This is a genomic window from Streptomyces griseoaurantiacus, assembly GCF_036189845.1.
GTDB classification, from domain to species: domain Bacteria; phylum Actinomycetota; class Actinomycetes; order Streptomycetales; family Streptomycetaceae; genus Streptomyces; species Streptomyces griseoaurantiacus.
Genome location: NZ_CP108326.1, coordinates 6,910,736 through 6,935,317, shown reverse-complemented (window position 1 = coordinate 6,935,317; position 24,582 = coordinate 6,910,736). Strand labels below are relative to the sequence as shown.

Here is a 24,582-nt window from a genome sequence, read left to right as displayed (position 1 = left end):
CCACGCCATCCACCTCCCACACGGAGATTCGTACCCAAGGAGACGACCCGACCATGTTCACAGCACTGCGTGACATCCTCGTCGGCCCGTTCAAGGTCGATCCGGAGAAGGTCACCCCCGAGGCGACCCTGGAGCAGCTCGGCCTCGACTCGCTGTCCGTCGTCGAACTCTCGCTGATCCTGGAGAAGGACCTCGGAGTGAGCGTCACCGACGACGAGTTGCTCCAGACCCCGACGATCGGCGCCATGGCCGAGCTGATCGGCGAGCGCGGCGCCCCGGTCTGATGCCCACCTCGACGAGCCCGAGCGGCCATGCCCCCGCGGTCCGGCGGGAGGCGCCCGACGGCGAGGCCTACCGCCGCGCGATGGGTCGGTTCCCCACCGGGGTCGCCATCCTGACGCAGGGGTGCGGACCGCTGACCCGGGCGGTGACCGTCAACTCGGTCACCTCCGTGTCCCTGGACCCGCAACTGCTGTCGGTCTGCCTCGGCGAGGACAGCACGGTCCTCGAACCGCTGCTGCGGGCCGGGCACTTCACCGTGAACCTGCTGTCCAGCGCGCAACGCGAGTCCTGCGCGCGCTTCGCCGGCCGGAGCCGGCCGACCGGGGCCGACGCCCACGAGGAACTCGGCGGGAGCCGGGGGGACAACGGCTGCCTGGTCGTCGAGGGCGCGCTGGCCGCCCTGGAGTGCCGGGTCGACGGCACGGTACGGGCCGGCGACCACGTCATCGTCCTGGGCCGGGTCGAGACGCTGCACCACGGTCCGGCCGAGGCGGAGCCGCTGGTCTTCTACGGCGGCGGCTACCGCAGGCTGGCCCCGCCCGCCCCCGGCCCGCGCTGACCCGGACACTCCCGCCCGTCCCCCACCACGCCACCAGGCACGGCGCCGCCCCCCGCACACCGGCACACCTGCCCGTGCGCCGCACGGCACGCCGCCCGACACGAAGGAGCCATCATGTCCGACCACCCGAGGACCGCCGAGGCACAGCCGTGCGGCGTGGGCATCAGGGCCATCGGCCAGTACCTGCCCGAGCGGGTCGTCACCAACGCCGACCTGGAGCGGATGATCGACACCAGCGCCGAGTGGATCACCGAGAAGATCGGCATCCACTCCCGGCGGTTCGCGGCGGAGAGCGACACCACCGCCACGATGGGCGCGAGCGCGCTCCTCGACGCGTGCACCCGCTCCGGCGTCGACCCGGACTCGATCGACCTGGTGATCTGCGGCACCGTCACCCCCGACCTCATGGCGCCGGCCACCGCGGTGTCCGTCATGCGGCACGCGGGGCTGACCCAGGCCGTGGCCTTCGACGTGAACAGCGGCGGCTGCGCCGGTTCCGTCTTCGCGCTCGACGTGGCCTCCAAGTACGTGCGCTCCGGCGCCTACCGCAGGGTCGCCGTGGTGCTCGCCGACACCGTCACCAAGCTGCTGGACCCGACCGACCGGATGACCGCGGTCATCTTCGGCGACGCCGCGGCCTGCTATCTCGTCGAGCCGGTGGTGCCCGGCAGCGGCGTCACCACCACCGTGCTGAGCAACGACCCGAGCGGCTACCACTCGGCGCTGGTCTCCCGGGACCCGGTCACCGACGCCGAGGGCAAGGAGGTCCACTCCGCCTTCGGGCAGAACTTCATCCGCATCGTCGGGCGCGACATCCGCAACTTCGCCCTGGAGAACATCCCGGGCTTCGTCCGCAAGCTGGCGGAGGAGGAGAACCTCACTCCGGAGGACCTCGACATGGTGGTGCTCCACCAGGCCAACCGGCGCATCGTCGAGGGGATCATGGACGCCCTGCGCCTGCCGTACGAGCGGACGTCCATCAACGTGGACCGCTTCGGCAACACCTCGGCCGCCGGTTCCGTGCTCGCCCTGCGCGAGGCGGTGGACGACGGCCGGATCACCGCCGGCGACCGGGTGGTGCTGGTCTCCTTCGGGGCCGGGCTGAGCGTGGGCGGCGCGCTGATGCGCTGGAACGCCCCGCAGGACTTCCTCGCCGCCCCGTGAGGAACAGCGCGAGGAATCCCGTGCGGAGCCAGGAGCCGACCGTCGTGGAGACACCCGCGCGGACCCGTGCCGGGGCCCCGGTCGTGCCGCCCGGGCTGCCGATCCGGCTCGGTTCGCTGGACCCGGCCGAACTGGTCACCAGCACCCTCGGCGTGCGGATCACCGAGTGGCGCACCGGCCGGCTCGTCGGCACCCTGCCCCTCGCGGGCAACCGCGACCGGTACGGGCGGCTCGACGGGGCCGCCCTGGCCGTCCTGGCCGAGACGCTCGGCTCGGTCGCCGCCGCGCTCGACCTCGGGGAGGGCGGCATCGTGCTGGGCCAGGAACTGTCCCTGGCGCACCACGAGGAGGTCACCGGGGAGGGGAGCGTCACCGGGGTCTGCACCCCTCTGCACCGCGGCGAGGACGTCGCCACCTACGAGGTCCACGTCACCGACACGCACGCCCGCCGGGTGTGCACGGCCCGCCTCACCTGCACCCTGCGCCGCACCGCGCGCCCCCCGGCCCGCCCCGCCGGCCCGCCTGGACCGGCCGGCCCCGTCACCGAAACCCCCGCGCCCACCGGCAGGAAGGTCTGAACCGCCATGCAGTCTCACCGGCCGCCACGGGACCCGTACTGGGACCGGATCGGCTATCACGGCCCGCTGGAGCCGACCCTCGACGTGCTGCGCGAGATCTGCCGCAAGCACGTCCTGGAGGTGCCCTTCGAGGCCCTGGAGGGGCCCGAGGGCATCCGTCCGGTCATCGACCGGGCGGGCGTCTACGACAAGATCGTGACCCGGCACGGCGGCGGCTTCTGCCTCCAGGCCAACGGGCTGCTCTCCCACCACCTGCGGGAGATCGGCTTCGACGTGACCGTGCTGGCCGCGCACATCTGGGTCCCGCACCGCGAGTACTTCAGCAAGGGCGGCGACCACCTGATCATGCTGGTCCGGCTGGACGGCAGGGAGTGGCTGGTGGACGCCAGCTACACCCACCTCGTCTACGTCGACCCCATCGAGCTGGTCCCCGGCGAGCAGCGCCAGGACGGCTGGGTGTACCGCGTGCGGGCCGAGGACGGCTGGTACGTGGTCCAGCGCCGGGGCGAGCGGGAGTGGCTGCCGCTCTACCGGTTCGTGCCGGAGGCGCACACGGTGGAGGACTTCGAGGAGTCGGTCGCCTTCCACCTCGACGGGGAGACCGTCTCGGAGACCACCCGCACGCTGATGTGCTCGCGTGGCATCCGCGGCGGCAAGGTCTCCCTGGTCAACAACGTGCTCACGATCGCCGAGCACGGCACGGTGACCACCCGTCAGGTGCGCGACGCGCGGGACTGCGCGCAGATCATGGCGCGCATCTTCCGCGGTCACCGGGGTCTCGCCGAGCGGGGCCTGCGCATCTGGGAGCGGATGCGGGAGGAACGCGAGGCCGCCGGGTCGGCGCCGCGGCCCACGGCCGCGCAGGGCGCCTGACTCCCGCACCGGACAACGACGGAGGACGTCTGATGACGATCGACAGCAGCACACCCGTCGCCGTGGTGGGGGCGGGCGTCATGGGCGCGGGGCTGGCCCAGGTCGCCGCCGCCGCGGGACACGAGGTGGTGCTCCACAGCCGGCGGGAGGCCACCCTGCGCCGGGCCCTCGCCGGCATCGGCGCCTCCCTGGAACGGGCGGCCGCGCGCGGCGGGGGCGCGCGGGCGGAGGATCCGGGCACGACGCTCGCCCGGATCCGCACCACGACGGACCTGGGGGACGTCGCCGGCTGCGCGGTCGCCGTGGAGTCGGTCGCCGAGGACGTCGACCTGAAGCGGCGCGTCTTCGCCGAGCTGGACCGGCTCTGCCCGCCGGGCGCCCTGCTGGCCACCAACACCTCCGGCATTCCCGTCACCGAGATCGCCGCGGCCACCGGCCGGCCGGGCTCCGTCGTGGGCACGCACTTCTTCTCACCCGTGCCGCGCATGGAGCTGTGCGAGATCGTGCGGGGCCGGGAGACCACCGACGCCACCGTCGCCGCGGCGCGCTCCTTCGCCGAGGGGATCGGCAAGAGCTGCGTGGTGGTGGAGAAGGACCTGCCCGGTTTCGTCACCACCCGTCTGATCATCGCCTTCGTCCTGGAGGCGGTCCGCCTGGTGGAGACGGGCATCTGCCGGGCCGAGGACGTGGACCGTGCCTGCCGTCTCGCCTTCGGGCACGCGATGGGACCGCTGGCCACCGCCGACCAGGCCGGGCTCGACGTGCTGCGCGAGGTCGCCGCCGGGCTGGCCAAGGAGTACACCCACCCGGTCTTCGCCACCCCCGGCCTGCTGGACCGGCTGGTCGCGGAGGGCCGGCACGGCCGCAAGACCGGGCGCGGCTTCCACGTCTACGACGACACCACCCCCGCGCCCACCCGCCCCTGACCCCGATCCCCCAGCTCCCGACTCCCGACTCCCATTTCTCGGCTTTCAGTTTTCAGCTCCGCTTCACACCACCACCGGAAGGTTCTCCCGTGAAGTTCGCCTGGATCGACCTGCGTTCCACCCACGACGACCTGCGTGCCGGCGTGGTCGACGCCGCCGTCCACGCCCGCCTCGAAGGAGTGCTCGACGACCGGCTCGAGGTTCTGCGCACCCTGCCGCCCACCGTCACCAAGGTGCTGCTCCCCGCGCCGGGCGACCCGCTGCCCGCCGAGGCCGCCGACGTCGCCGACATCGTGCTGACCCGGGTCGGCACCGCCGCCGAGCTCGACAAGCTCAAGCTGGAGAGCGAGAGCGACCCGGCCCGCACGGCCGCGTTCGTGGAGGTCGTCGACGACGCCACCCTCAAGGTCGCCTGCGAGGCGGCCCGGGCGCTGCCCAACACGCTCGTGAAGTTCCGCGACCCGACCAAGATCCCGCTGGAGATCGTGATCGCCGCCGCCGACCACAGCCCGGGCCGGCTCATCTGCGAGGCCGGCGACCTGGAGGAGGCGGGCATCGTCGTCGACGTCCTGGAGAAGGGCTCCGACGGGCTGCTCCTGGCGCCCAAGGACGCCAATGACGTGTTCGGTCTGACCGGGCTGCTCCGCGGCAGCAGCCCCGATCTGTCGCTCACCACCCTCACCGTGCGGTCCATCGAGCACAACGGCCTGGGCGACCGGGTGTGCGTCGACACCTGCTCGCACTTCGGGCAGGACGAGGGCATCCTCGTCGGCTCGTACGCGCACGGGTTCGTCCTGTGCGTCAGCGAGACCCACCCGCTGCCGTACATGCCCACGCGTCCCTTCCGGGTCAACGCCGGCGCCCTGCACTCCTACGTCCTGGGCGAGGACAACCGCACCAACTACCTCAGCGAGCTCCAGGCGGGCAGCACGGTGCTCGGTGTCACCACGGAGGGCAAGACCCGCCGGATCGTGGTGGGCCGGGTCAAGCTGGAGTCCCGCCCCATGCTGACCATCCGGGCGGTGTCGGAGTCCGGTACGGAGGTCAGCCTCACCGTCCAGGACGACTGGCACGTACGGGTGCTGGGCCCGGGGGCCGCCGTCCTGAACGTCACCGAACTGAAGGCCGGGGACCAGCTCCTCGGCTACCTGGCCGACGACAAGCGCCATGTGGGCTGGCCGGTCGGCGAGTTCTGCATCGAGAAGTAGCCCGGAGAACGGTCGCGGCGGAGACGGATCCGCCCCGTCTCCGCCGGCCCGGCCCGGCCCCGCCCGGCCCCGCGCCCGGCACACGCGCGCTCGCGCACTTCGCGCACACGGAAGGAAAGGATGCGATGGCTGTGGACTCGGCCGCCCCGGACTTCGGGCGATGGCTCGACACGGCGCTCACCGGCGACGACCTGGACGAGGAGGTCTGGGGGCATGCCGGACGGGCGATGTCTTTCGGCCGGATGCGGAAGGAGACGGCCCGCACGCGGGAGGTCCTGGCGGCCCACGGCATCGGCCCCGACAGCACCGTCGCCGTCCAGCTCCTGCCCAGCTTCACCCTGCTGTGGACGGTGTTCGCCGCCTGGTCGGCGGGCGCCCAGGTGATGCTGATGGACCCCCGGCTCACCCCCGCGGAGACCACCCGGCTGCTGGACCTGTGCGAACCGCAGTTCCACCTCGCCGTCGAGGGACCGGTGCCGCTGTCGGCGCCGTTCCGCGAGGAGTGCGAGATCGTGGTCCTGCCCCGCCGCTCGGGCCGGCCCGCGCAGAGTGCCCACCGCCTGGTGCAGTTCAGCTCGGGCTCCACCGGCCTGCCCAAGGTCATCGGGCGCACCGGGCGGTCGCTGCTCGACGAACTGGAGCGTTTCGCCCGGCTGCCCGACATGCCCGGGCGCGGTGAACGCCTGCTCCTGCTCAGCTCGATGGCGTACTCCTTCGGGCTCATCGGGGGCGTGCTGCACAGCCTGCGGACCGGCGTCTCGCTGCACTTCAGCGGCAGCACCCAGCCGCGCGAGCTGCTGCGGCTGCTCGCGGAGCGGGAGATCCACGCGCTGTTCGGGGTGCCGGTCCACTTCGACCTGCTGAGCCGGGTCGGCCGCCCCGGCGGCCTGCCGTCCCTGCGGCTCGCGGTGTCCGGCGGGGAACCGCTGCGGCCCGAGGTCTTCACGCGCTTCGAGGAGGCCTTCGGTGTACGGATCGGGCAGGCCTACGGCATGACGGAGGCGGGCATCATCGCCACCGACCTGACCGGCCGGGCCGCGCCGCCGGCCGTGGGCACCCCCGCCCCCGGCATGCGGACCGAGGTGGCGGACGGCACCCTGCGGGTGCGGCTCCCCGAGGACCCGTATCTGCACGCGGACCGGTCCGGGCGCTACGCGGACGGCTGGCTCGACACCCACGACCGCTGCCGGGTCCGGCCGGAGGACGGGGTCCTGGAGATCCTCGGCCGGAACGACTCGACGGTGATGATCGGCGGCCTCAACGTCGACCTCACCGAGGTCGAGTCGGTGGTGCTGGCGCATCCGTCGGTGACGGACGCGGTGGTGGTGTACGGCGAGGCGATCGAGGCCCATCTCGTCGCCGAACCGACGCTGGCCAAGGGTGAGTTGCTGGCCTGGTGCCGAGAGCGGCTGAGCCCGCACAAGCTGCCCAAGGCGCTGCACTTCGTGCGGAAGCTGCCGCGTACCGCGAACGGGAAGACGGTCCGCAACCGCGAGCTGCTGCACGCGAGCCGGGAGCGGGAACGGCAGGTGATCATCCGGTGATCGACCCCTCGTACGCGGGCACCCGCCATCCGCGCTTCGACGCCGAGGTCGAGCGCGGCCGGCTGCGATCCTTCGCCGCCGCGGTGGGTCTGGACGAGGCCGTCTTCCACGACGTCGACGCGGCGCGTGCGGCCGGCCATCCGGACCTGCCCGTCCCGCCCACCTTCCTGTTCGGCCTGGAACTGGAGCATTCGCAGGGCACACTCGCCGCGATGGGAGTCGAGATGGCGCGGGTCCTCCACATCGAGCAGGGCTTCGTCTACCACTCGACGGCGCACGCCGGTGACCGGCTCATCTTCGCGCCGGTCCTGGTGTCCGTCCGCGCCCACCGGGGAGCACGTCTGCAGCTCCTCGCCACGGAGACGGCCGTCACCCGGCGGGACGGCACCCCGGTGGCCGACCTCCGCCAGGTCCTCGCGGTCCGCGAGGACCCCGCCGCGCGGGATGCGCGGAGTACGGGGGCTGCCTCGTGAGGGTGGACCCGGCCGGCCTCGCCGTCGGCACCGAACTGCCCGAGCTGGTGCCACCGCCCGTGACCCGGGCGATGCTCGCCCTGTACGCCGGGGCCTCGGGCGACCACAACCCGATCCACATCGACTCGGACGCGGCGGTGGCCGCCGGGCTCGAGGACGTCATCGCCCACGGCATGCTCTCGATGGCGTTCCTGGGCCGGATGCTCACCGCCCGGGTGCCCGTGAAGGACCTGGTGTCCTTCCGGGTGACCTTCCGCGCGCCGACCCCGGTGCACGCCAGGCCGCGCTGCACCGCCCGGGTCGTCTCCGTCGATCCGCCCGCCGACGGGAGCGACGGGCCCCGCACGGCACGGCTCGACCTCACCGTACGGCTGGAGGACGGCCCCGTGACCGTGCGCGGCGAAGCGGTCGTACGCCTGCGGGACACCGGTGCGGTCCCCGCTCCGCCCCACTGATCGAGGAGGCTCGACGATGGCACGATCCGTGCTGGTCACGGGAGGCAACCGCGGCATCGGCCGCGCCGTCGCCCAGGCGTTCGCCCGCCAGGGCGACCGGGTGGCGGTCACCCACCGGGGTTCCGGGGCGCCCCCCGGGATGCTGGGCGTCAAGTGCGACGTCACCGACGCCGCCCAGGTGGACGCCGCGTTCGCGGAGGCCGAGGCCGCTCACGGCCCGGTGGAGGTGCTGGTGTCCAACGCCGGCATCACCGACGACGCGCTGCTGCTGCGGATGCCGGAGGAGCGGTTCGCCCGGGTGCTGGACACCAACCTCGCCGGCGCCTACCGGGTGGTGCGGCGCGCGGTGCCCGGCATGCTGCGGATGCGGCGCGGCCGGATCGTGCTGATGTCCTCGGTGTCCGGGCTGTCGGGTGCCGTCGGCCAGGCCAACTACGCGGCGAGCAAGGCGGGCATGGTGGGCATGGCGAGGTCGCTGGCCCGGGAGCTGGGCGGGCGCGGGATCACCGTGAACGTGGTCGCCCCGGGGCTGGTCCTGACGGACATGGCCGAGACCGTCTCCGCCGCCCGCAAGGAGCAGATGCTCGCCGGGGTGCCGCTCGGGCGGCACGCCGAGCCCGAGGACGTGGCGGGGCCGGTGCGCTGGCTCGCCTCGGAGGAGGCCGGGTACATCACCGGGGCCGTGCTGCCCGTCGACGGCGGCCTGGGCATGGGGCACTGACGTGGTCGGCGACGCGCGGCGCGCGGCGGACACGGAGCGGGCCGGCGGGCCGGGAGGGGAGCACTGATGCGGATCGCGATGGCACTGCCGTACGCGGGGAGCGGCTTCCGGGAGACGGCGGCCCGGCTGGTCGACTACGAGCGGGCCGGGCTGGACCGGGTCACCGTCCGGGAGGCCTACGGCTGGGACGCGGTCAGTCAGTTGGGGTATCTGGCGGCGGTCACCGCACGCGTGGAGCTCGCCTCCGGCGTCCTGCCGCTGCCCACCCGCACGCCCGCGCTGCTGGCGATGACGGCGGCCGGCCTCGACCACGTGTCCGGCGGCCGGTTCGTGCTCGGGCTGGGTGTGTCGGGACCGCAGGTGGTCGAGGGTTTCCACGGGGTGCCGGCCGACGCGCCGCTGGCCCGGACCCGCGCGGTGGTCGGCATCTGCCGGACCGTGTGGCGGCGCGAGCCGTTGACGTACCGGGACCGGCACTATCGCATCCCGCTGACCGCCGAGGACGGCGGAACGGGGCTGGGCAAGCCGCTGAAGCTGATCAACCGGCCCGAGCGCGACCGGATCCCGATCGTGCTGGCCGCGATGGGGCCGCGCAGCGTCGCCCTGGCCGCCGAGATCGCCGAGGGCTGGGAGCCGATCTGGTTCCACCCCGAGCGGGCCGGGCAGGTGTGGGGCGGGGCGCTGGCCGAGGGCGCCGCGCGGCGCGCTCCCGCGCTGGGCGCGCTCGACGTCGTCGCCCCGGTGCACCTGGCGATCGGCGCGGCCGAGGAGTCGCGTGCCCTGGCGGCGGTCCGCGCCGACATGGCCCTGTACGCGGGCGGCATGGGCGCCCGCCGCCGCAACTTCTACCACGACCTCATGTGCCGCTTCGGATACCCGGAGGAGGCCGGGCGCGTGCAGGAGCTGTATCTCGCCGGACGCCGGCAGGAGGCCGCCGAGGCCGTCCCGGAGGAACTGGCGCGGGCGGTCTCCCTGGTGGGCACCGAGGACGTGGTGCGCAAGCGGGTGGCCGCGTTCCGCGAGGCCGGCGTCACCACACTGAGCGTCGTCCCCACGGCCACCACCCATGCCGCCCGGGTGGACGCGGTGGGGCGGCTGAGGGATCTGGCCGGCCCCTTCGGCTGAGGGAGGCGGAAGCGGACGGCGAACGCGGAAGCGGGAAGCGGGCTCGGGCGCCCGGCCGCCGACGGCGGGGAGCCCAGCCTCCCGCCCGGCCGCCCCCGGCCCCGTCCGCCGCGCACCTGCCCCACCCGGCCCGCGCGGTACTGAACGCGGGCGTACGGGCGCACGTATGGAGGGACGGCGCCCGACGACCGGGGCGCTCCGTACGGTGGTGGCCCGCCGGCGGTGTTCAGCGGTTCGGGAGCCCTGCATGAGGCACGTACGACGACGGATCGTCCGACGCGGGATACGGCTGTCGGCCGTCGGCGGGATTCTCCTGGGGGGCCTGATGGTCACCCAGGCCATGGCCACCGAGCCGGCCGGCGGCACACCGGCGCCCGGCGCGCACGCCGCCGGTTCCTCCGTCGAGTCGGCCGCCGCGCGGGGCGCCGGGCTCGTCTCCCGGCTCGGCACCGGGCGCACCGCCGGCACCTGGATCGGCGCCGACGGCCGCCCCGTGGTCGCCGTGACCGACGCGGGGGCGGCCGGGACGGTGCGGGAGGCCGGGGCCCGTGCCGAGGTGGTGCGGCACAGCATGGACGAGTTGAGGTCCGCCACGAAGAGCCTGCGCACGGCGCCCCGGGTCACGGGCACCGCCTGGTCCGTGGACTACACCCGCAACGAGGTCGTGGTACGGGCGGACCCCACCGTCTCCGCCGGTGACTGGTCGCGGCTGACGCGACTCGCCGATTCCCTGGGCGGCAGGGTGCGGATGGAACGGACGAAGACCGAGTTCACCACCAGGCTGAACGGGGCGCAGCCCATGTTCTCCACCGGCGGCCGCTGTTCGGCCGGGTACAACGTGACCGACGGGCAGGGTTCCTTCATCCTCACCGCCGGTCACTGCGGGCCCAAGGGCGCGGTGTGGTTCGCCGACCAGGGGGGCGCGACCGAGCTCGGCCAGACGGTGTCCTCCCGCTTCCCCGGCAACGACTTCTCGCTCATCCGGTACGGCAACGGGCAGTCGGCCGGGGCGGACACCAACGTGATCGCGATCGGCGGCGGCAAGGGCGTGCGCATCGCGGGGGCGGGAGACGCGGCGGTGGGCCAGCGGGTGTTCCGCAGCGGCAGCACGAGCGGGCTGCGCGACGGCAAGGTGACCGGGCTGGACGCGACGGTCAACTACCCCGAGGGGACGGTGACCGGGCTCATCGAGACGGACGTGTGCGCCGAACCGGGTGACAGCGGGGGGCCGTTGTTCTCCGACGGGCTCGCGCTGGGGGTCACCTCGGGCGGCAGCGGGGACTGCGAGAGCGGGGGGACGACGTTCTTCCAGCCGCTCCGGACGGCGATGAGCGCGCTGGGCGTGCGGCTGGCGGGGGACGGCTCGGGCGGGAAGCCGTCCTCGGCGGCGGCCGGTGCGCCGGAGCCCTCGGCCTCCGCCTCCCAGGGAGCGGTGATCGCCCCCGGGTCGGCGAACCCCGGCGCGGTCGAGCAGGTCGGTGCGGGGGCGGCCCCCTCGCTCGCCGCCCGGCTCACCGATCCGGGGACGGTGGGCCCGGGGCTGCTGGTCCTCGCGGGGAGCATGGTGGCGTGGGTGGCGGCGCGGTACATCCGCTCGGAGCGGGACCGGGAGGCCTACCGCAGGCAGTACGCCCGCAGCTGGAGCTGAGCGCCCGGGCGGCCGCCGGGGTCAGGCGGCGCTACGGGGGCGGGGCACCGCGGTGGCCCATTCCGTGACCAGCCGCTGGTACTCCTCGCGCTGCTCGCCGGTGAGCGTGCCGCCGGACCGGCGCCACAGGGCGCGGATCTCGTCGTTTACCTCGTCGGCCGACCTCTCGACGGCCGGTTCAGGAGTGATGGACATGCCGTGAAGCATACGAGTCCGCTCGTGAAGGCGTTGTGAGCAATGCTACGTATTCCGGCAATTGGGTGCGTGAAGCTCATCACCCCAGCTCAGCACCGGTGCACAGGTGGCGCGCGTCACTTCCCGCGCCCCCTGCGCACCGTAGGCGCCACACACGCCCCACGTGCCTCAGGTGCCCGGCTTGCGCCCGTACACGTAGACGTCGTCGCCGTTGCGCAGCAGCGACCAGTACTTCTTCGCGGCCTTCGTCGTCATGTTGACGCAGCCGTGGGAGCCGGGCGGGTTCCACATGCTGACGCCGACCGAGTGGAAGGCCTCGCCGCCGTCGAAGAACTGGCTGTACGGCATCGGCACGTGGTAGATCGACGACACGTGGTCGATGTGCCGCCAGTAGATCTTCTTGAGTCCGGTGCGGGTCTCGTACCCGTTGCGCCCGGTCCGCACCGGGACCGGACCGTACACGAGCCGGCTGCCGTCCTGGATCCAGCTGAGCTGGAGCGTGAGGTCGACGCAGGCGATGCGGCCCTTGTTGACGGGGCACCGGCCGGCCCTGTTCGGGTTGTGGCCGACGGCCTTCTGCTTATTCATCAGATCCATGACGCCCCAGGTCACGGGGCCCGCGTACCCGATGGTGGGGGTGATGCCGTGCTTGGACTGGAAGGCCCGGATCGCCCGGCAGTCGGCGGCGGACTGCCTGCCGTCGGCCGGCCTGCCCAGGAACTTCTCCACCTTCTTCTGGTACGGCCCGGTCGAGCTCGTGCAGCTCGCGGCGCTCGCGGGCGCGGACCCGAGCGTGAGCGCGAGCGGTGCCACCAGCCCGGTGACGCCGAGCGCGACGGCGGTCCGTCTGCGGATGTCCCCCATGCTGTGTTTCCCCCTGCCCCGTCCTGCCGGTCCCGGTACCTCCGGGGCGGTACGGACTCGTCCTGGTAGACACGCCAGGGCGCCCGGTGGTTGCACGCGGCGGCGCCCGGGTGCGGGCGGCGGTCGGGGGCGTTCAGGAGGTCCGGTGCGCGACACCCTTGAAGCCGGTGTTGACCGCCGTCACACCGCCGTCGACGCACAGGGTGGTGCCGGTGATCCAGGCGGCGTCGCGGGAGGCGAGGAAGGCGACGGCGGCCGCGATGTCCTCCGGTTCGCCGACCCGGCCCAGCGGGTACAGCCGGGCGGCGGCGGCCAGGTCCTCGGGGCGGTCCGCCCAGGCGGGGGTGCGGACGGTACCGGGGGCTACGAGGTTGACGCGGACCCCGCGCGGTCCGGCGTGCCCGGCGAGCGTGCGGGTCAGGGAGATGAGGCCCGCCTTGGCGGCGCTGTAGGCGTGGTTGCCGAAGTCCTGCAGCCCGTTGACCGAGCCGATGGTGACGAGGGCACCGCGTCCGGAGGCAGCCAGGTGCGGCATCGCGGCCCTGGCGCACCGGTAGGCGCCGGTGAGGGTGACGTCGAGGTCGAGGGACCAGCTCTCCTCGTCCTCGTCCTCGAACAGCGGGGCGTCCGGGCTGCAGTGGTAGGCGTTGTTGACCAGCACGTCGAGGGAGCCGAAGGTCTCGACGGCGCGGGCGACGGCGGCCTCCACCGAGGCCCGGTCCGCCACGTCGCACCCGTACGCCTCGGCGGCCAGTCCCTCGGCGCGCAGCCCGGCGGCCGTCCCGGCGGCCGCCTCCGCGTCCACGTCGGTGACGAGGACGCGGGCGCCCTCCTCGGCGAGCCGCCGCGCGACGGCCGCCCCGATGCCCCGTGCCGCGCCCGTGACCAGCGCGCCGTACCCCTCGAACCGCTCCGCGTGCCTCGCAGTCATGGTCCTGAACGTACCCCGCGCCGATCATCGGGCACAGTGCCCGGTCGTGATCAGTGCCCGCGGGCGATCCACTCCTGGAGGTGCGGGGCCTCGGCGCCGATGGTGGTGCTGTCGCCGTGGCCGGTGCGGACCACGGTCTCGGGCGGCAGGGTGAGCAGCCGGTCGCGGATGGAGTCGACGAGGGTCGGGAAGTGCGAATAGGAGCGTCCGGTGGCGCCCGGGCCGCCCTGGAACAGGGTGTCGCCGGTGAAGACCGTGCCGAGTCCCGGCTCGTACAGGCAGACCGCGCCGGGGGCGTGTCCGGGCGTGTGCAGCACGGTCAGGTCGGCGCCGGCCGCCTCCAGGACCTGCTCGTCGTCCAGCCACCGGTCGGGCAGCCGGTCGGGGTGGGTGAGCTTCCACAGCGGCAGGTCTTCGGGGTGCAGCCAGATCGTGGCGCCGGTGCGCTCGGCGAGTGCGGGGGCGGCGCCGATGTGGTCGTTGTGGGCGTGGGTGCAGACGATGGCCCGCAGCCGCCGCCCGCCGAGGGCCTGGAGGATCGCGTCGGCGTCGTGCGCGGCGTCGATGACGAGTGCCTCGTGGTCGTCGCCGAGGATCCACACGTTGTTGTCGACGTCCCAGGTGCCGCCGTCGAGGCTGAACCGGCCGGAGGTGACGAGGTGGTCGATGCGCGCGGTCATCAGAAGGTCACCACCGAGCGCAGCACGTCGCCGTGGTGCATCCGCTCGAAGGCCTCTTCGACGCCGTCGAGCGCGATCGTCTCGGTGACGAAGGCGCCGAGGTCGAGGCGGCCCTGCAGGTGCAGGTCGATGAGCATGGGGAAGTCCCGGGAGGGCAGGCAGTCGCCGTACCAGGAGGACTTGAGCGCGCCGCCGCGGCCGAACACGTCGAGCAGCGGCAGTTCGAGCTTCATCTCGGGGGTGGGCACGCCGACGAGGACGACGGTGCCGGCCAGGTCGCGGGCGTAGAAGGCCTGCGTGTACGTCTCCGGGCGGCCGACCGCCTCGATGACGACGTCGGCGCCGAAGCCGCCGGTCATCTCCCGGACCGCCTCGACGGGGTCGCTCTCACGGGAGTTGACGAGGTGGGTGGCGCCCAGCTTCTTCGCCGTCTCCAGTTTGCGGGGGTCGATGTCCACGGCGATGATCTTCGCGGCGCCCGCCAGGCGGGCCCCGGCGATCGCCGCGTCGCCGACTCCGCCGCAGCCGATGACGGCGACGGTGTCGCCGCGGCCGACGTTGCCGGTGTTGATCGCGGCGCCGATGCCCGCCATGACCCCGCAGCCGAGCAGTCCGGCCACCTCCGGGGCGACCGCCGGGTCGACCTTGGTGCACTGGCCGGCGGCGACGAGGGTCTTGTCGGCGAAGGCGCCGATGCCGAGCGCCGGGGAGAGTTCCTGGCCGGTGGAGGCGAGGGTCATCCTCTGCTTGGCGTTGTGCGTGTCGAAGCAGTACCAGGGACGGCCGCGCAGACAGGCCCGGCACTGGCCGCAGACCGCGCGCCAGTTGAGGATCACGAAGTCGCCGGGGGCCACGTCGGTGACGCCCTCGCCGACCGACTCGACGATCCCGGAGGCCTCGTGGCCGAGCAGGAACGGGAAGTCCTCGCTGATCCCGCCCTGCTTGTAGTGCAGGTCGGTGTGGCACACGCCGCAGGCCCGGATGCTCACCACCGCCTCGCCGGGGCCGGGGTCCGGCACCACGATCGTCTCGATGCGGACGGGTTCGTCCTTGCCGGGTGCGATCACGCCGCGTACTTCCTGCGCCATGGTGCTGCTGCCTTCCCTCGCTGCCGCGCCGGTGCGGGCGGCGGTGCCCGCCGCGGGACCGCACCGGCCCACCCCATGATCCTCGCGCGGTTCCGGGCGTTTTCGCACCCCTTCGGCGGGAGGGACCACCTGGTGTCGCCGGGCCGTGCGGATGCGGGGCGCGGCGGACGGGACGATGCTGGATACATGTCCGGGCGCGCACCTGTAATCGTTCATCCCCCGCTGGGGTCGGGGGGCAGGCGCGTGACGGCGCGCGGGGAGAGCCTGGGGGTGGCCTTCTCCGACGAGGACCTGGTCGAGTTCCTCGGCCGGGCGGGTCTGCCGGATGCGGAGGAACTGCTCGACGACCCGGCGTGGGTGAAGTGGCGCGGGGCGGACGCGCACCACTACCTGGCGGCCTAGACCGCGACCGGCGGACTCACCGCCGCCGGGCGGCCCTCCGGCGGACGGCCCTCCGGCGAGTTCCTCCCGGCAGGTTTCCTCCCGGCAGGTTTCCTCCCGGCTGGGTACCCGGAGAAACGGGATGTCCCGGACAACCGGGAGAACCCCGAGCAACCGGACAGAACTCCCGATGTCGAGGGGATGACTCGCATGCTGGTCCTCGGACTGCTCCTGCTCGCGGCCACCGCGGCCTTCACCGGTCTCGCGATCGCCGACAACCTCGGGGGCGGCCCCGAGTACTCCGTGTCGGTGCTGGGCAACCACATCGCCACGATGAACGCCCTGGCGCTCTTCTGCGCGGGGCTCGCCCTCGCCCTGATCTTCAGCCTGGCCATGGCCACCGCCGTGAGCAGCGCCCACCGCGGCCGTCGTCGCCACCGCCGGAGCCGCGGCTACGGCAGGGGCGACGCACAGGCCTTCGACGACCCGATGGGGCCCGGCCGTCACGCCTGAGGCTCACGCCCCGCAGGAGCGCAGGAACCTCCGTGTCCGCACGGCGATCGGCAGCGGCTTGTCCGGCGGGCAGGGGTACATGTCCTGCTCGACGATGGCGAACAGGTCCACGTCCAGCTTCTGTGCGGCGGTGAGCACCGGCCCCAGCTCCGGGACACCCCCCGGCGGCTCGCACATCACCCCGCGGGCCACCGCGGGCCCGAAGGGCACCCCTTCCGCGACCACCCCCGCGAGGATCTCCGGATCGACCTGCTTGAGGTGCAGATAGCCGATGCGCTCGCCGTAGGTCTCGATCAGCCTGACGCTGTCGCCGCCGCAGTAGGCGTAGTGCCCGGTGTCCAGGCACAGGTTGACCAGCGAGGAGTCGGTGGCGTCGAGGAGGCGCGCGACGTGCTCCTCGGTGTCGAGGTGGGTGTCGGCGTGCGGGTGGACGACGATGTCGAGGCCGTACGTCTCCTTCACCTCCCGACCCAGGCGTTCCATGCCCCGGGTGAGGTGGCCCCACTGCTCGGCGGTGAGTTCGGCGGGCTCCAGGATCTCGGCGGTCTTGTCGTCGCGCCAGAAGGACGGGATGACGACGAGGTGCCCGGCGCCCATGTCCCGGGTGAGGGCGGCGACCCGGCTCACCTGCTCCCACGTGCCGTCCCACTCGGCGGGCCCCCGGTGCAGACCGCAGAAGATGGTGCCCGCCGAGACCCTGAGGTTCCGGCGGGCCACCTCCTCGCCGAGGCGGGCCGGGTCGGTGGGCAGGTAGCCGTAGGGGCCCAGTTCGATCCAGGAGTACCCGGCCTCGGCGACCTCGTCGAGGAAGCGCCGCCAGGGCACCTGCCGGGGGTCCTCGGGGAACCAGACGCCCCAGGAGTCGGGGGCGGAACCGACCCGGATGCGGTCCAGGACGGGAGCGGGCGAGTCGGTTCCGGTCATGTCAGGCGGTCCCTTCCGAGGGTGTCCCGGCCGGTTCCCCGGCGTCCGGCGCCCCGGGGAGCGCCTCGACGTCCACGCCGCCGGCCCGTTCCAGTTCGTGCTTGAGCGCGTCCAGTTCCGCACCGCCGGCCATGTGGTTGGTGAGCTGTTCCAGGCTCACCTCGCTGCGGGCGGCGGACAGCTCCAGGGTGCCCAGACGCAGCACGCTGAAGTGGTCGCCGACCAGGTAGGCGTGGTGGGGATTGTGGGTGATGAAGATGACGCCGAGGCCGCGCTCGCGCGCGGCCGCGATGTACTTGAGCACCACGCCCGACTGCTTGACGCCGAGGGCGGCGGTGGGTTCGTCGAGGATGAGGACGCGGGCGCCGAAGTAGACGGCGCGGGCGATGGCCACGGACTGGCGCTGGCCGCCGGAGAGGGTTCCGAGGGGTTGCTCCAGGTCGTCGAGGACGATGCCCATGTTGCGCAGTTCCTCGTCGGCGGTCCGCTTCATGCGGGCGATGTCGAGGCGCCGTACGGGCCAGGGGCCCTTCGTCATCTCGGAGCCGAGGAAGAAGTTCCGCCACACCGGCATCAGCGGCACGGTGGCGAGGTCCTGGTAGACGGTGGCGATGCCCTTGGCGAGGGCCTCGCGGGGGGTGTTGAACCGTACCGGGGTCCCGTCGACGAGGACTTCGCCCTCGGTGTGCTGGTGCAGCCCGGAGATGATCTTGATGAGGGTGGACTTGCCGGCGCCGTTGTCGCCGAGCACGCAGGTCACCCGGCCGGGGTGCACGGCGAGGTCCACCCCGTGCAGGGCGCGGATGTTGCCGTAGGACTTCCCGGCGCCGCGCAGCTCGACGAGCGGCCCCGCGCCCTCGGGGGCCGGGCCGCCGGCGGGGTCCTTCTCCGCCACGGCGGTGGTCTTCTGGGGGTCAGCGGTGGTCATGGGTGTCACCTCCGGGTCGCCGACTGGCGGACCCACAGATTGATGAGGGTGGCCCCGAGGAGCATCACACCGAGGAAGGCCTTGAACCAGTCGGGGTTCCAGCCGGCGAAGACGATGCCCTGGCTCACCATGCCGAACATGAAGGCGCCGAAGACGGGTCCGATCGCGGAGCCGTAGCCGCCGGTGAGCAGGCAGCCGCCGATCACGGCCGCGGCGATGTAGATCAGTTCCTGGCCGACACCCTCGCCGGACTGCACGGTGTTGAACGCGAACAGCTGGTGCATGCCGACGAACCAGGCGCCGAAGCCGACCAGCATGAACAGCGAGATCTTGGTGAAGGTCACCGGGACCCCGACCGCGCGGGCGCTGTCCTTGTTGCCGCCGACCGCGAAGATCCAGTTGCCGTACTTGGTGCGCAGCAGCACCCAGGTGGCCAGCGCCGCGAACACCAGCCACCAGACCACGGTGATCTTCACCTGCACGTCACCCAGGTGGAAGGAGGAGGAGAAGACGCTCTTGGCCTGGTCGAAGCCGTCCATGTCGCTGATGTCGTCGGTGGCGACGTTGCCGGTGACCAGCTTGGTGACGGCCAGGTTGACACCCTGGAGGCCGAGGAAGGTGCCGAGGGTGACCAGGAAGCTGGGCAGTCCGGTGCGGACCATCATCCAGCCGTTGAAGGCCCCGACGGCGAGGGAGAGCACCAGCGCCACCAGCACGCCCACCCACACGTTCATGGTGAGCTGGAAGCTGATCATGGCCGCGGTCAGCGCGGAGCTGATCACGGCGACGCCCGCCGACAGGTCGAACTCGCCGCCGATCATCAGCAGCGCCACCGGCAGCGCCATGATGCCGATGGTGGACGCCTGGTAGAGCACGGTGGCCATCGAGCTGCCCTGGCGGACGGTCGGGGCCTGAACGAGGAAGAACACGAACACCGCGACGGCGCCGAGGAAGACGCCGACCTCGGGCCGGGCGAGCAGCCGCAGCGCCAGGGAGCGCTGCCGGGTGCGGCCGTCCCGCTGCCCCGTGCCGGAGGCCGGCGGCGTGTCCGCCGCCGGCGCTGCCTGCTGGGTCACGTCCATCACCGGGTGCCCTTCGCGGCGAACTCGGCGACCCGGTCCACGTTGGACTTGTCGACGAAGGCCGGGCCGGTCAGCACGGGCTGCTCGCCGCCGCCGCTGTAGTTGCCGTTGTTCTTGTACAGCCACAGGGAGTCCACGGCGAGGTAGCCCTGGAGGTAGGGCTGCTGGTCGACGGCGAACTCGATGGTGCCCTTCTTGATGGCGCCGGTGAGGTTCTTGTTGAGGTCGAAGGTGGCGACCTTCGCCTTGCTGCCCGCGTCGCCGACGGACTGCGTGGCGGTCATGGCGAAGGGCGCGCCGAGCGTGACGACGTGGTCGATGTCGCTGTCCCGCTTGAGCTTGGCGGTGATCGTCGACTTCACGGACGGCATGTCCGTGCCGTTGACGTACAGGTTTTCGACGTCGCCCTCGAAGGTCTTCTTCACGCCGTCGCAGCGCTGGGTGAGGCCGACGTTGCCCTGCTCGTGGACGACGCAGACGGCCTTCTTGGCGCCGACCTCGTTCAGCTTCTTGCCGAAGGCCTCGCCCGCCACGCTCTCGTCCTGCCCGAAGAACTCCAGCAGGCCGAGCTTCTTCCAGTCGGCGAGGCCCGAGTTGAGGCCGACGACGGGGATGTTCGCCTTGCCGGCCTTGCCGATGACGTCCTTCATCGCGCCGGGCTTGGCGAGGGTGACGGCGATGCCGTCCACCTTCTGGTCGATGGCGTTCTGCACCAGGTTGGCCTGGTTGCCCGCGCTGGGGTCGGAGGAGTAGACCAGCTTGATGTTGTCCTTGGCGGCGGCGGCCTCGGCCCCCTTGCGGACGATGTCCCAGAAGGTGTCGCCGGGGGCCTGGTGGGTGACGAGCGCGACCTTCATGGCGGGGGTGTCCGCCTTGCCCGCGGAGGCGCCCTTGGCGTCGTCCTCCGCCTTCTTGCCTCCCGAGCTGCTGGAACAGCCGGCTATCAGCAGGGCCGATATCGCGGCCGTGGCGATGAGCGCGGCTCTGCGGGAACGGGGGTCTCTCGAGCGGTCCATGTCTTCCAGTACCTCACTGTGCGGCCGGGGGCGGGTGACGGGACGGCGGCGGGCGTCGGTGCCCGCTCACAGGTCCGGGGCAGAGTACCCGGGCCGTGGCAGGTGGTCGTGGAGGGGTGTTGGGACGGGATACAAACCCTTGTGATACCCCACTGTCAATACTTTGTTAAGACATCAGTTCAGGCACAGGTCCGTATGTCAGTACAAATTCTTGACATGCGGTTCGAGGGCGCCTACACCTGTGTGACATCGGCGCGGCCCCGACGCCCCCGCCCCCGCCCTCCAGCCGACGAGGAGCCACGCGATGTCCCTGCCCTCCGAGCCCGAGCCCGTCGTCACCTTCGACCTCCTCACCATGGGGCGCATCGGAGTCGATCTCTACCCGCTGCAGACCGGGGTGCGACTGCCCGAGGTGGAATCGTTCGGCAAGTTCCTCGGCGGTTCCGCCGCCAACGTCGCGGTGGCCGCCGCGCGCCTGGGCCTGGCCACCGCCGTGATCACCCGCACCGGCGACGACCCCTTCGGCACCTATCTGCACACCGAGCTGCGCGCCTTCGGCGTCGACGACCGGTACGTCACCCCGGTCCCGGGCGAGCAGACGCCCCTGACGTTCTGCGAGATCTTCCCGCCGGACGACTTCCCGCTGTACTTCTACCGCCGGCCCAAGGCCCCCGACCTGTACCTCACCGCCGACGCACTGGACCTTCCCGCGATCCGTGCCGCCCGCGTCTTCTGGGTCACCGGCACCGGACTGAGCGAGGAGCCCAGCCGCTCGGCCACCCTCGCCGCCCTCCGGGCCCGCGCCGGACGCGGCACCACCGTCTTCGACCTGGACTGGCGGCCGATGTTCTGGCAGGACCCGGAGACCGCCCGCCCCTCCTACGCGGAGGCCCTGAAGCACGCCACCGTCGCCGTCGGCAACCTCGACGAGTGCGAGATCGCCACGGGGGTGCGCGAGCCGCGCGCCTGCGCCGAGGCCCTGCTGGCCGCCGGCGTGGAACTCGCCGTGGTCAAGCAGGGCCCCAAGGGCGTCCTCGCCGTCCACCGCGACGGCGAGGAGGCCGAGGTGCCGCCGGTGCCCGTGGAGGTCGTCAACGGTCTCGGCGCGGGCGACGCGTTCGGCGGGGCGCTCTGCCACGGCCTGCTGTCCGGCCTGCCGCTGGAGGAGACCATGCGCCGCGCCAACGCGGCCGGCGCGCTCGTCGCCTCCCGGCTCGCCTGTTCCGCCGCGATGCCGACCGCCGCCGAGATCGAGCACCTCCTCACCGGCCGGGAGGGGCCGTAACGGGGAGGCATCCTCCCCCGCGCGGCCGGCCGACGCCGCCCCGTCCCCGCCCCGCCCGCGGCCCGTGCCGCTCCCCCACCCCGGCCCACCGGCGCCGGCCCGAAACGGAGTCACCCCCTTGAGCATCAGCATCCCCGACCTGGTCGCGGTGCGCGCCCGCCGTCCCGAGGCGATAGCCGAGGCTGCGGCCCGGCGCGCCCGGCGGCCGCTGGTCGGCGACAGCGGCCGACTGATGATCGTCGCCGCCGACCATCCCGCCCGGGGTGCCCTCGGCGTCGGCGGCGACCGCCTGGCCATGGCCAACCGCGCCGACCTGCTGCACCGGCTGTGCCTCGCGCTGTCCCGGCCGGGCGTGGACGGCGTCCTGGCCAGCGCCGACGTCCTGGAGGACCTGCTGCTGCTCGGGGCCCTGGAGAACAAGGTCGTCATGGGCTCGATGAACCGCGGTGGTCTGGCGGGCGCCGCCTTCGAGATGGACGACCGCTTCACCGGGTACCGCGCCGAGGACATCGAGCGGTTCGGACTGGACGCGGGCAAGCTGCTGCTGCGCATCGACTACGAGGACCCCGGCTCGCTGCGCACCCTGGAGTCCGCCGCCCGCGCGGTCGACGCCATGGCCGCCCGGCGGCTGCCGGTGTTCGTCGAGCCGTTCCTCTCCCGCCGGGTGGACGGCGGCGTCCGCAACGACCTGGGCGCCGAGGCCGTGACCCGCTCCCTGGCCATCGCCTCCGGGCTCGGCGGCACCTCCGCCTACACCTGGCTCAAGCTGCCCGTCACCGAGGACCCGGACGACATGGAGGGGGTCCTGGCGACGTCCACGCTGCCCGTGGTGCTCCTCGGCGGCGACGTCGGCCCGGACCAGGACGCCGCCTACGAGAGATGGCGCAAGGCGCTGCGCCTGCCGACCGTGCAGGGGCTGGTCGTCGGCCGCTCGCTGCTCTACCCGGCCTCGGGCAGTGTGGAGGCGGCGGTGGACACGGCGGTGGGACTGCTGTGACCGCCGGCACCGCGCACCCGATGTCCACCGCTCCCGCCACTGCCGCTCTTCCCGCCACTCCCGCCGTCTCTGCCGCGGTTCCCGTCCCTCCCGCCGTCTCTGCCGCGGTTCCCGTCCCTCCCGCCGTCTCTGCCGCGGTTCCCGTCCCTCCAGCGGTTCCCGCCGCGTCCGCACTCGCTCCCGTCGGTTCCTTCAACTCCCCGGTGAGGTTTCGATGAGCCCATCCCCGCGCGTCCGTCTGACCGTCGCCCAGGCACTGGTGCGGTTCCTGTCCGCGCAGTACACCGAACGCGACGGGGCCCGCCACCGGCTGATCGCCGGCACCTGGGGCGTCTTCGGCCACGGCAACGTCGCGGGGGTGGGCCAGGCGCTCCTCGAGTACGCGGACGCGATGCCCTACCACCAGGGCCGCAACGAGCAGGCGATGGTGCACGCGGCCGTCGGGTACGCCCGGCAGCTCAACCGGCTCTCCGCGCAGGCCGTCACCACCTCCATCGGGCCCGGCGCCACCAACCTGGTCACCGGCGCCGCCCTCGCGACCATCAACCGGCTGCCCGTGCTCCTGCTGCCCGGCGACCACTTCGCCACCCGGCCCGCCGACCCGCTGCTGCAGCAACTGGAGCACCCCTCGGGCGCGGACATCACCGTCAACGACGCCCTGCGTCCGGTCTCCCGCTTCTTCGACCGGATCACCCGCCCGGAGGCACTGCTCGCCTCCGCGCTCCAGGCGATGCGCGTGCTCACCGATCCCGCCGAGACCGGCGCCGTCACCCTCGCCCTCCCGCAGGACGTGCAGGCCGAGGCGTACGACTGGCCCGAGGAGTTCTTCGCCGAGCGGGTGTGGCACGTACGGCGGCCCGAGCCCGACCCGGCGGAACTCGCCGAGGCGGTGCGGCTCCTCAGGGGCGCGCGCCGGCCCCTGCTCGTGGCGGGTGGCGGGGTCCACCACAGCGAGGCCGAGGAGGCACTGAAGGCACTGGTGGACGTGACCGGCATCCCGGTCGCGTCCACCCAGGCGGGCAAAGGGTCACTGCGCCACGACCACGCCGCCGACCTCGGCGGCATCGGCCACACCGGGACCGCGGTGGCCGACGCGCTGGCCCGCGAGGCCGACCTGGTCCTCGGCGTCGGCACCCGTTACTCCGACTTCACCACCGCCTCCGGGACCCTCTTCCAGCACCCGGACGTCCGGTTCGTCAACCTCAACATCACCGCCTTCGACGCCCACAAGCTCGCCGCGCGCCCGCTCCTCGCCGACGCCCGCAGCGGCCTGACGGCGCTCACGGCGGCACTGGCCGACCATCGTGTCGACGCCGCGTACGAGGCGGAGTACCGGGCGGGCAAGGAGCGCTGGGAGCGGGTCGTGGCCGCCGCGTTCGACGCCGAGGACGACGCGGTGCCCACCCAGACGCAGGTGCTCGGCGCCCTGGACGCCGTCGTCGGCGACACCGACGTGGTGATCAACGCGGCCGGTTCGCTCCCCGGTGACCTGCACAAACTGTGGCGGGCCCGCTCGCCGCGCCAGTACCACCTGGAGTACGGCTACTCCTGCATGGGCTACGAGATCCCGGCCGCCGTCGGCGTGCAGCAGGCGGCCCCGGAGGTGGTGGTGTGGTCGCTGGTCGGCGACGGCACGTACCTGATGATGCCGACCGAGATCGTCACCGCCGTCCAGGAGGGGCTGCCGGTCAACCTGGTGCTGCTGCAGAACCACGGCTACGCCTCCATCGGCGGCCTGTCCGAGGAGACCGGCGGCGAACGCTTCGGCACCGCCTACCGCTACCGCGCCGCCGACGGTTCCTTCACCGGCGACCCGCTGCCCGTGGACCTCGCCGCCAACGCCGCGAGCCTCGGCATGGACGTCCTGCGCGCCAAGACCGTGCGGGAGCTGCGCGAGGCCCTGACGGCGGCCCGTGCCTCCGACCGGCCGACCTGCGTGTATGTCGAGACCGATCCCGCGGCGACGGCGCCCCCGGCCGAGGCATGGTGGGACGTACCGGTCGCCGCGGTCTCGGGCCGCGAGGCCGCCCTCGCCGCCCGGGAACGCTACGACCGCCGGGTGACCGCCCGCCGACACCACCTCTGACCGCGCCCCGTCCCCTCCCCGCGCTTCTCCTCCGTCTCCTCCGCACGGAAAGGCCC

The 24,582-nt window shown here is 73.1% G+C and carries 27 protein-coding genes; 18 read left to right on the top strand and 9 right to left on the bottom strand.

Annotated elements, in window-relative coordinates; all coding sequences use genetic code 11:
- Positions 1-53: 53 nt before the first annotated feature.
- The 13 genes from OHB09_RS30505 to OHB09_RS30445 all read left to right on the top strand — a co-directional run bounded on the left by OHB09_RS30505 (position 54) and on the right by OHB09_RS30445 (position 11,556).
- Positions 54-284, top strand: coding sequence for an acyl carrier protein (locus tag OHB09_RS30505; RefSeq protein ID WP_006139192.1), 231 nt, complete (start codon positions 54-56; stop codon positions 282-284).
- Positions 284-841 carry a flavin reductase family protein gene (locus OHB09_RS30500; RefSeq protein ID WP_093598212.1) on the top strand — a complete coding sequence of 186 codons (558 nt, stop codon included), beginning with the start codon at positions 284-286 and terminating at the stop codon, positions 839-841. The genes OHB09_RS30505 and OHB09_RS30500 overlap by 1 nt, the downstream gene beginning before the upstream one ends.
- Positions 842-955: 114 nt before the next feature.
- Positions 956-2,005: a 3-oxoacyl-ACP synthase III family protein gene (locus OHB09_RS30495; RefSeq protein ID WP_319118945.1), complete on the top strand. Its 1,050-nt coding sequence runs from the start codon at positions 956-958 to the stop codon at positions 2,003-2,005.
- Between the two features lie 20 nt (positions 2,006-2,025).
- On the top strand, positions 2,026-2,583 hold the full coding sequence (locus OHB09_RS30490) for a hotdog fold thioesterase (RefSeq protein ID WP_328727810.1): 558 nt from the start codon (positions 2,026-2,028) through the stop codon (positions 2,581-2,583).
- Between the two features lie 6 nt (positions 2,584-2,589).
- Positions 2,590-3,456 (top strand): arylamine N-acetyltransferase family protein, encoded by an 867-nt coding sequence (locus tag OHB09_RS30485; protein WP_006139196.1) that lies wholly within the window; start codon positions 2,590-2,592, stop codon positions 3,454-3,456.
- A gap of 32 nt (positions 3,457-3,488) precedes the next feature.
- Positions 3,489-4,382 (top strand): 3-hydroxyacyl-CoA dehydrogenase family protein, encoded by an 894-nt coding sequence (locus tag OHB09_RS30480; protein ID WP_006139197.1) that lies wholly within the window; start codon positions 3,489-3,491, stop codon positions 4,380-4,382.
- Between the two features lie 89 nt (positions 4,383-4,471).
- Positions 4,472-5,590 (top strand): 3-dehydroquinate synthase II family protein, encoded by a 1,119-nt coding sequence (locus tag OHB09_RS30475; protein WP_006139198.1) that lies wholly within the window; start codon positions 4,472-4,474, stop codon positions 5,588-5,590.
- 125 nt (positions 5,591-5,715) lie between these two features.
- Entirely contained in the window at positions 5,716-7,134 is a 1,419-nt protein-coding gene (locus tag OHB09_RS30470) for a class I adenylate-forming enzyme family protein (protein WP_328922859.1), read from the top strand.
- Positions 7,131-7,607, top strand: a complete 477-nt coding sequence (locus tag OHB09_RS30465) for an FAS1-like dehydratase domain-containing protein (RefSeq protein WP_191853576.1) — start codon at positions 7,131-7,133, stop codon at positions 7,605-7,607. The genes OHB09_RS30470 and OHB09_RS30465 overlap by 4 nt, the downstream gene beginning before the upstream one ends.
- A complete protein-coding gene (locus OHB09_RS30460) occupies positions 7,604-8,062 on the top strand; it encodes a MaoC/PaaZ C-terminal domain-containing protein (protein ID WP_328922858.1) in 459 nt (152 codons plus the stop codon). Before OHB09_RS30465 ends, OHB09_RS30460 begins: the two co-directional genes overlap by 4 nt.
- Before the next feature lie 16 nt (positions 8,063-8,078).
- Positions 8,079-8,783: a 3-oxoacyl-ACP reductase FabG gene (fabG, locus tag OHB09_RS30455; protein WP_006139202.1), complete on the top strand. Its 705-nt coding sequence runs from the start codon at positions 8,079-8,081 to the stop codon at positions 8,781-8,783.
- A gap of 66 nt (positions 8,784-8,849) precedes the next feature.
- Positions 8,850-9,908 carry an LLM class F420-dependent oxidoreductase gene (locus tag OHB09_RS30450; RefSeq protein WP_191891634.1) on the top strand — a complete coding sequence of 353 codons (1,059 nt, stop codon included), beginning with the start codon at positions 8,850-8,852 and terminating at the stop codon, positions 9,906-9,908.
- 247 nt (positions 9,909-10,155) lie between these two features.
- Positions 10,156-11,556 carry a S1 family peptidase gene (locus tag OHB09_RS30445; RefSeq protein WP_006139204.1) on the top strand — a complete coding sequence of 467 codons (1,401 nt, stop codon included), beginning with the start codon at positions 10,156-10,158 and terminating at the stop codon, positions 11,554-11,556.
- Positions 11,557-11,577: 21 nt separating this feature from the next.
- On the opposite strand, the gene OHB09_RS30440 is transcribed toward OHB09_RS30445, so the two are convergent.
- From OHB09_RS30440 to OHB09_RS30420, 5 genes are all read right to left on the bottom strand, one after another.
- Positions 11,578-11,763 (bottom strand): hypothetical protein, encoded by a 186-nt coding sequence (locus OHB09_RS30440; protein WP_006139205.1) that lies wholly within the window; start codon positions 11,761-11,763, stop codon positions 11,578-11,580.
- Positions 11,764-11,919: 156 nt separating this feature from the next.
- Entirely contained in the window at positions 11,920-12,615 is a 696-nt protein-coding gene (locus OHB09_RS30435; RefSeq protein WP_006139206.1) for a L,D-transpeptidase family protein, read from the bottom strand.
- A 133-nt stretch (positions 12,616-12,748) separates the two neighbouring features.
- Positions 12,749-13,546, bottom strand: a complete 798-nt coding sequence (locus OHB09_RS30430) for an SDR family NAD(P)-dependent oxidoreductase (RefSeq protein WP_328922857.1) — start codon at positions 13,544-13,546, stop codon at positions 12,749-12,751.
- Between the two features lie 50 nt (positions 13,547-13,596).
- Positions 13,597-14,226 (bottom strand): MBL fold metallo-hydrolase, encoded by a 630-nt coding sequence (locus tag OHB09_RS30425; protein WP_328922856.1) that lies wholly within the window; start codon positions 14,224-14,226, stop codon positions 13,597-13,599.
- The gene (locus tag OHB09_RS30420) at positions 14,226-15,314 is read right to left on the bottom strand and encodes an S-(hydroxymethyl)mycothiol dehydrogenase (protein WP_040894560.1); all 1,089 of its coding nucleotides are present in this window, start codon (positions 15,312-15,314) and stop codon (positions 14,226-14,228) included. Before OHB09_RS30420 ends, OHB09_RS30425 begins: the two co-directional genes overlap by 1 nt.
- A 186-nt stretch (positions 15,315-15,500) precedes the next feature.
- On the opposite strand from OHB09_RS30420, the gene OHB09_RS30415 reads away from it, so the two are divergent.
- Together OHB09_RS30415 and OHB09_RS30410 are read left to right on the top strand one after the other, a co-directional pair.
- Positions 15,501-15,716: a hypothetical protein gene (locus OHB09_RS30415; RefSeq protein WP_176945163.1), complete on the top strand. Its 216-nt coding sequence runs from the start codon at positions 15,501-15,503 to the stop codon at positions 15,714-15,716.
- A gap of 189 nt (positions 15,717-15,905) precedes the next feature.
- Positions 15,906-16,208, top strand: coding sequence for a hypothetical protein (locus tag OHB09_RS30410; protein WP_093598197.1), 303 nt, complete (start codon positions 15,906-15,908; stop codon positions 16,206-16,208).
- A 3-nt stretch (positions 16,209-16,211) separates the two neighbouring features.
- Here OHB09_RS30410 and OHB09_RS30405 read toward each other — a convergent pair whose 3' ends face one another.
- The 4 genes from OHB09_RS30405 to OHB09_RS30390 are packed head-to-tail and all read right to left on the bottom strand — an operon-like array spanning position 16,212 to position 20,158.
- The gene (locus tag OHB09_RS30405) at positions 16,212-17,132 is read right to left on the bottom strand and encodes a sugar phosphate isomerase/epimerase family protein (protein WP_319351227.1); all 921 of its coding nucleotides are present in this window, start codon (positions 17,130-17,132) and stop codon (positions 16,212-16,214) included.
- 1 nt (position 17,133) lies between these two features.
- The gene (locus OHB09_RS30400) at positions 17,134-18,060 is read right to left on the bottom strand and encodes an ATP-binding cassette domain-containing protein (RefSeq protein WP_006139213.1); all 927 of its coding nucleotides are present in this window, start codon (positions 18,058-18,060) and stop codon (positions 17,134-17,136) included.
- Between the two features lie 5 nt (positions 18,061-18,065).
- Positions 18,066-19,142 carry an ABC transporter permease gene (locus OHB09_RS30395; RefSeq protein ID WP_176945162.1) on the bottom strand — a complete coding sequence of 359 codons (1,077 nt, stop codon included), beginning with the start codon at positions 19,140-19,142 and terminating at the stop codon, positions 18,066-18,068.
- Positions 19,142-20,158, bottom strand: a complete 1,017-nt coding sequence (locus OHB09_RS30390; RefSeq protein WP_191853570.1) for a sugar ABC transporter substrate-binding protein — start codon at positions 20,156-20,158, stop codon at positions 19,142-19,144. Before OHB09_RS30390 ends, OHB09_RS30395 begins: the two co-directional genes overlap by 1 nt.
- 304 nt (positions 20,159-20,462) lie before the next feature.
- Here OHB09_RS30390 and iolC point away from each other — a divergent pair, with 304 nt between their 5' ends.
- The 3 genes from iolC to iolD all read left to right on the top strand — a co-directional run bounded on the left by iolC (position 20,463) and on the right by iolD (position 24,526).
- Entirely contained in the window at positions 20,463-21,443 is a 981-nt protein-coding gene (gene iolC / locus OHB09_RS30385) for a 5-dehydro-2-deoxygluconokinase (RefSeq protein ID WP_191891630.1), read from the top strand.
- 118 nt (positions 21,444-21,561) lie between these two features.
- The gene (locus tag OHB09_RS30380) at positions 21,562-22,440 is read left to right on the top strand and encodes a Cgl0159 family (beta/alpha)8-fold protein (RefSeq protein WP_006139217.1); all 879 of its coding nucleotides are present in this window, start codon (positions 21,562-21,564) and stop codon (positions 22,438-22,440) included.
- Positions 22,441-22,654: 214 nt separating this feature from the next.
- Positions 22,655-24,526 carry a 3D-(3,5/4)-trihydroxycyclohexane-1,2-dione acylhydrolase (decyclizing) gene (iolD, locus tag OHB09_RS30375; RefSeq protein ID WP_319351226.1) on the top strand — a complete coding sequence of 624 codons (1,872 nt, stop codon included), beginning with the start codon at positions 22,655-22,657 and terminating at the stop codon, positions 24,524-24,526.
- The last annotated feature ends 56 nt before the right edge of the window (positions 24,527-24,582 follow it).

Bases quoted from the DNA above. Each gene is read 5' to 3' on its own strand.
- OHB09_RS30395 (WP_176945162.1), bottom strand. From the start codon at position 19,142: ATGGACGTGACCCAGCAGGCAGCGCCGGCGGCGGACACGCCGCCGGCC.
- OHB09_RS30485 (WP_006139196.1), top strand. From the start codon at position 2,590: ATGCAGTCTCACCGGCCGCCACGGGACCCGTACTGGGACCGGATCGGC.
- OHB09_RS30500 (WP_093598212.1), top strand. From the start codon at position 284: ATGCCCACCTCGACGAGCCCGAGCGGCCATGCCCCCGCGGTCCGGCGG.
- OHB09_RS30390 (WP_191853570.1), bottom strand. From the start codon at position 20,158: ATGGACCGCTCGAGAGACCCCCGTTCCCGCAGAGCCGCGCTCATCGCC.
- OHB09_RS30445 (WP_006139204.1), top strand. From the start codon at position 10,156: ATGAGGCACGTACGACGACGGATCGTCCGACGCGGGATACGGCTGTCG.
- OHB09_RS30505 (WP_006139192.1), top strand. From the start codon at position 54: ATGTTCACAGCACTGCGTGACATCCTCGTCGGCCCGTTCAAGGTCGAT.
- OHB09_RS30435 (WP_006139206.1), bottom strand. From the start codon at position 12,615: ATGGGGGACATCCGCAGACGGACCGCCGTCGCGCTCGGCGTCACCGGG.
- OHB09_RS30415 (WP_176945163.1), top strand. From the start codon at position 15,501: ATGTCCGGGCGCGCACCTGTAATCGTTCATCCCCCGCTGGGGTCGGGG.
- OHB09_RS30450 (WP_191891634.1), top strand. From the start codon at position 8,850: ATGCGGATCGCGATGGCACTGCCGTACGCGGGGAGCGGCTTCCGGGAG.
- OHB09_RS30410 (WP_093598197.1), top strand. From the start codon at position 15,906: ATGCTGGTCCTCGGACTGCTCCTGCTCGCGGCCACCGCGGCCTTCACC.
- iolD (WP_319351226.1), top strand. From the start codon at position 22,655: ATGAGCCCATCCCCGCGCGTCCGTCTGACCGTCGCCCAGGCACTGGTG.
- OHB09_RS30480 (WP_006139197.1), top strand. From the start codon at position 3,489: ATGACGATCGACAGCAGCACACCCGTCGCCGTGGTGGGGGCGGGCGTC.
- OHB09_RS30420 (WP_040894560.1), bottom strand. From the start codon at position 15,314: ATGGCGCAGGAAGTACGCGGCGTGATCGCACCCGGCAAGGACGAACCC.
- OHB09_RS30430 (WP_328922857.1), bottom strand. From the start codon at position 13,546: ATGACTGCGAGGCACGCGGAGCGGTTCGAGGGGTACGGCGCGCTGGTC.
- OHB09_RS30495 (WP_319118945.1), top strand. From the start codon at position 956: ATGTCCGACCACCCGAGGACCGCCGAGGCACAGCCGTGCGGCGTGGGC.
- fabG (WP_006139202.1), top strand. From the start codon at position 8,079: ATGGCACGATCCGTGCTGGTCACGGGAGGCAACCGCGGCATCGGCCGC.
- OHB09_RS30470 (WP_328922859.1), top strand. From the start codon at position 5,716: ATGGCTGTGGACTCGGCCGCCCCGGACTTCGGGCGATGGCTCGACACG.
- iolC (WP_191891630.1), top strand. From the start codon at position 20,463: ATGTCCCTGCCCTCCGAGCCCGAGCCCGTCGTCACCTTCGACCTCCTC.
- OHB09_RS30425 (WP_328922856.1), bottom strand. From the start codon at position 14,226: ATGACCGCGCGCATCGACCACCTCGTCACCTCCGGCCGGTTCAGCCTC.
- OHB09_RS30405 (WP_319351227.1), bottom strand. From the start codon at position 17,132: ATGACCGGAACCGACTCGCCCGCTCCCGTCCTGGACCGCATCCGGGTC.
- OHB09_RS30440 (WP_006139205.1), bottom strand. From the start codon at position 11,763: ATGCTTCACGGCATGTCCATCACTCCTGAACCGGCCGTCGAGAGGTCG.
- OHB09_RS30400 (WP_006139213.1), bottom strand. From the start codon at position 18,060: ATGACCACCGCTGACCCCCAGAAGACCACCGCCGTGGCGGAGAAGGAC.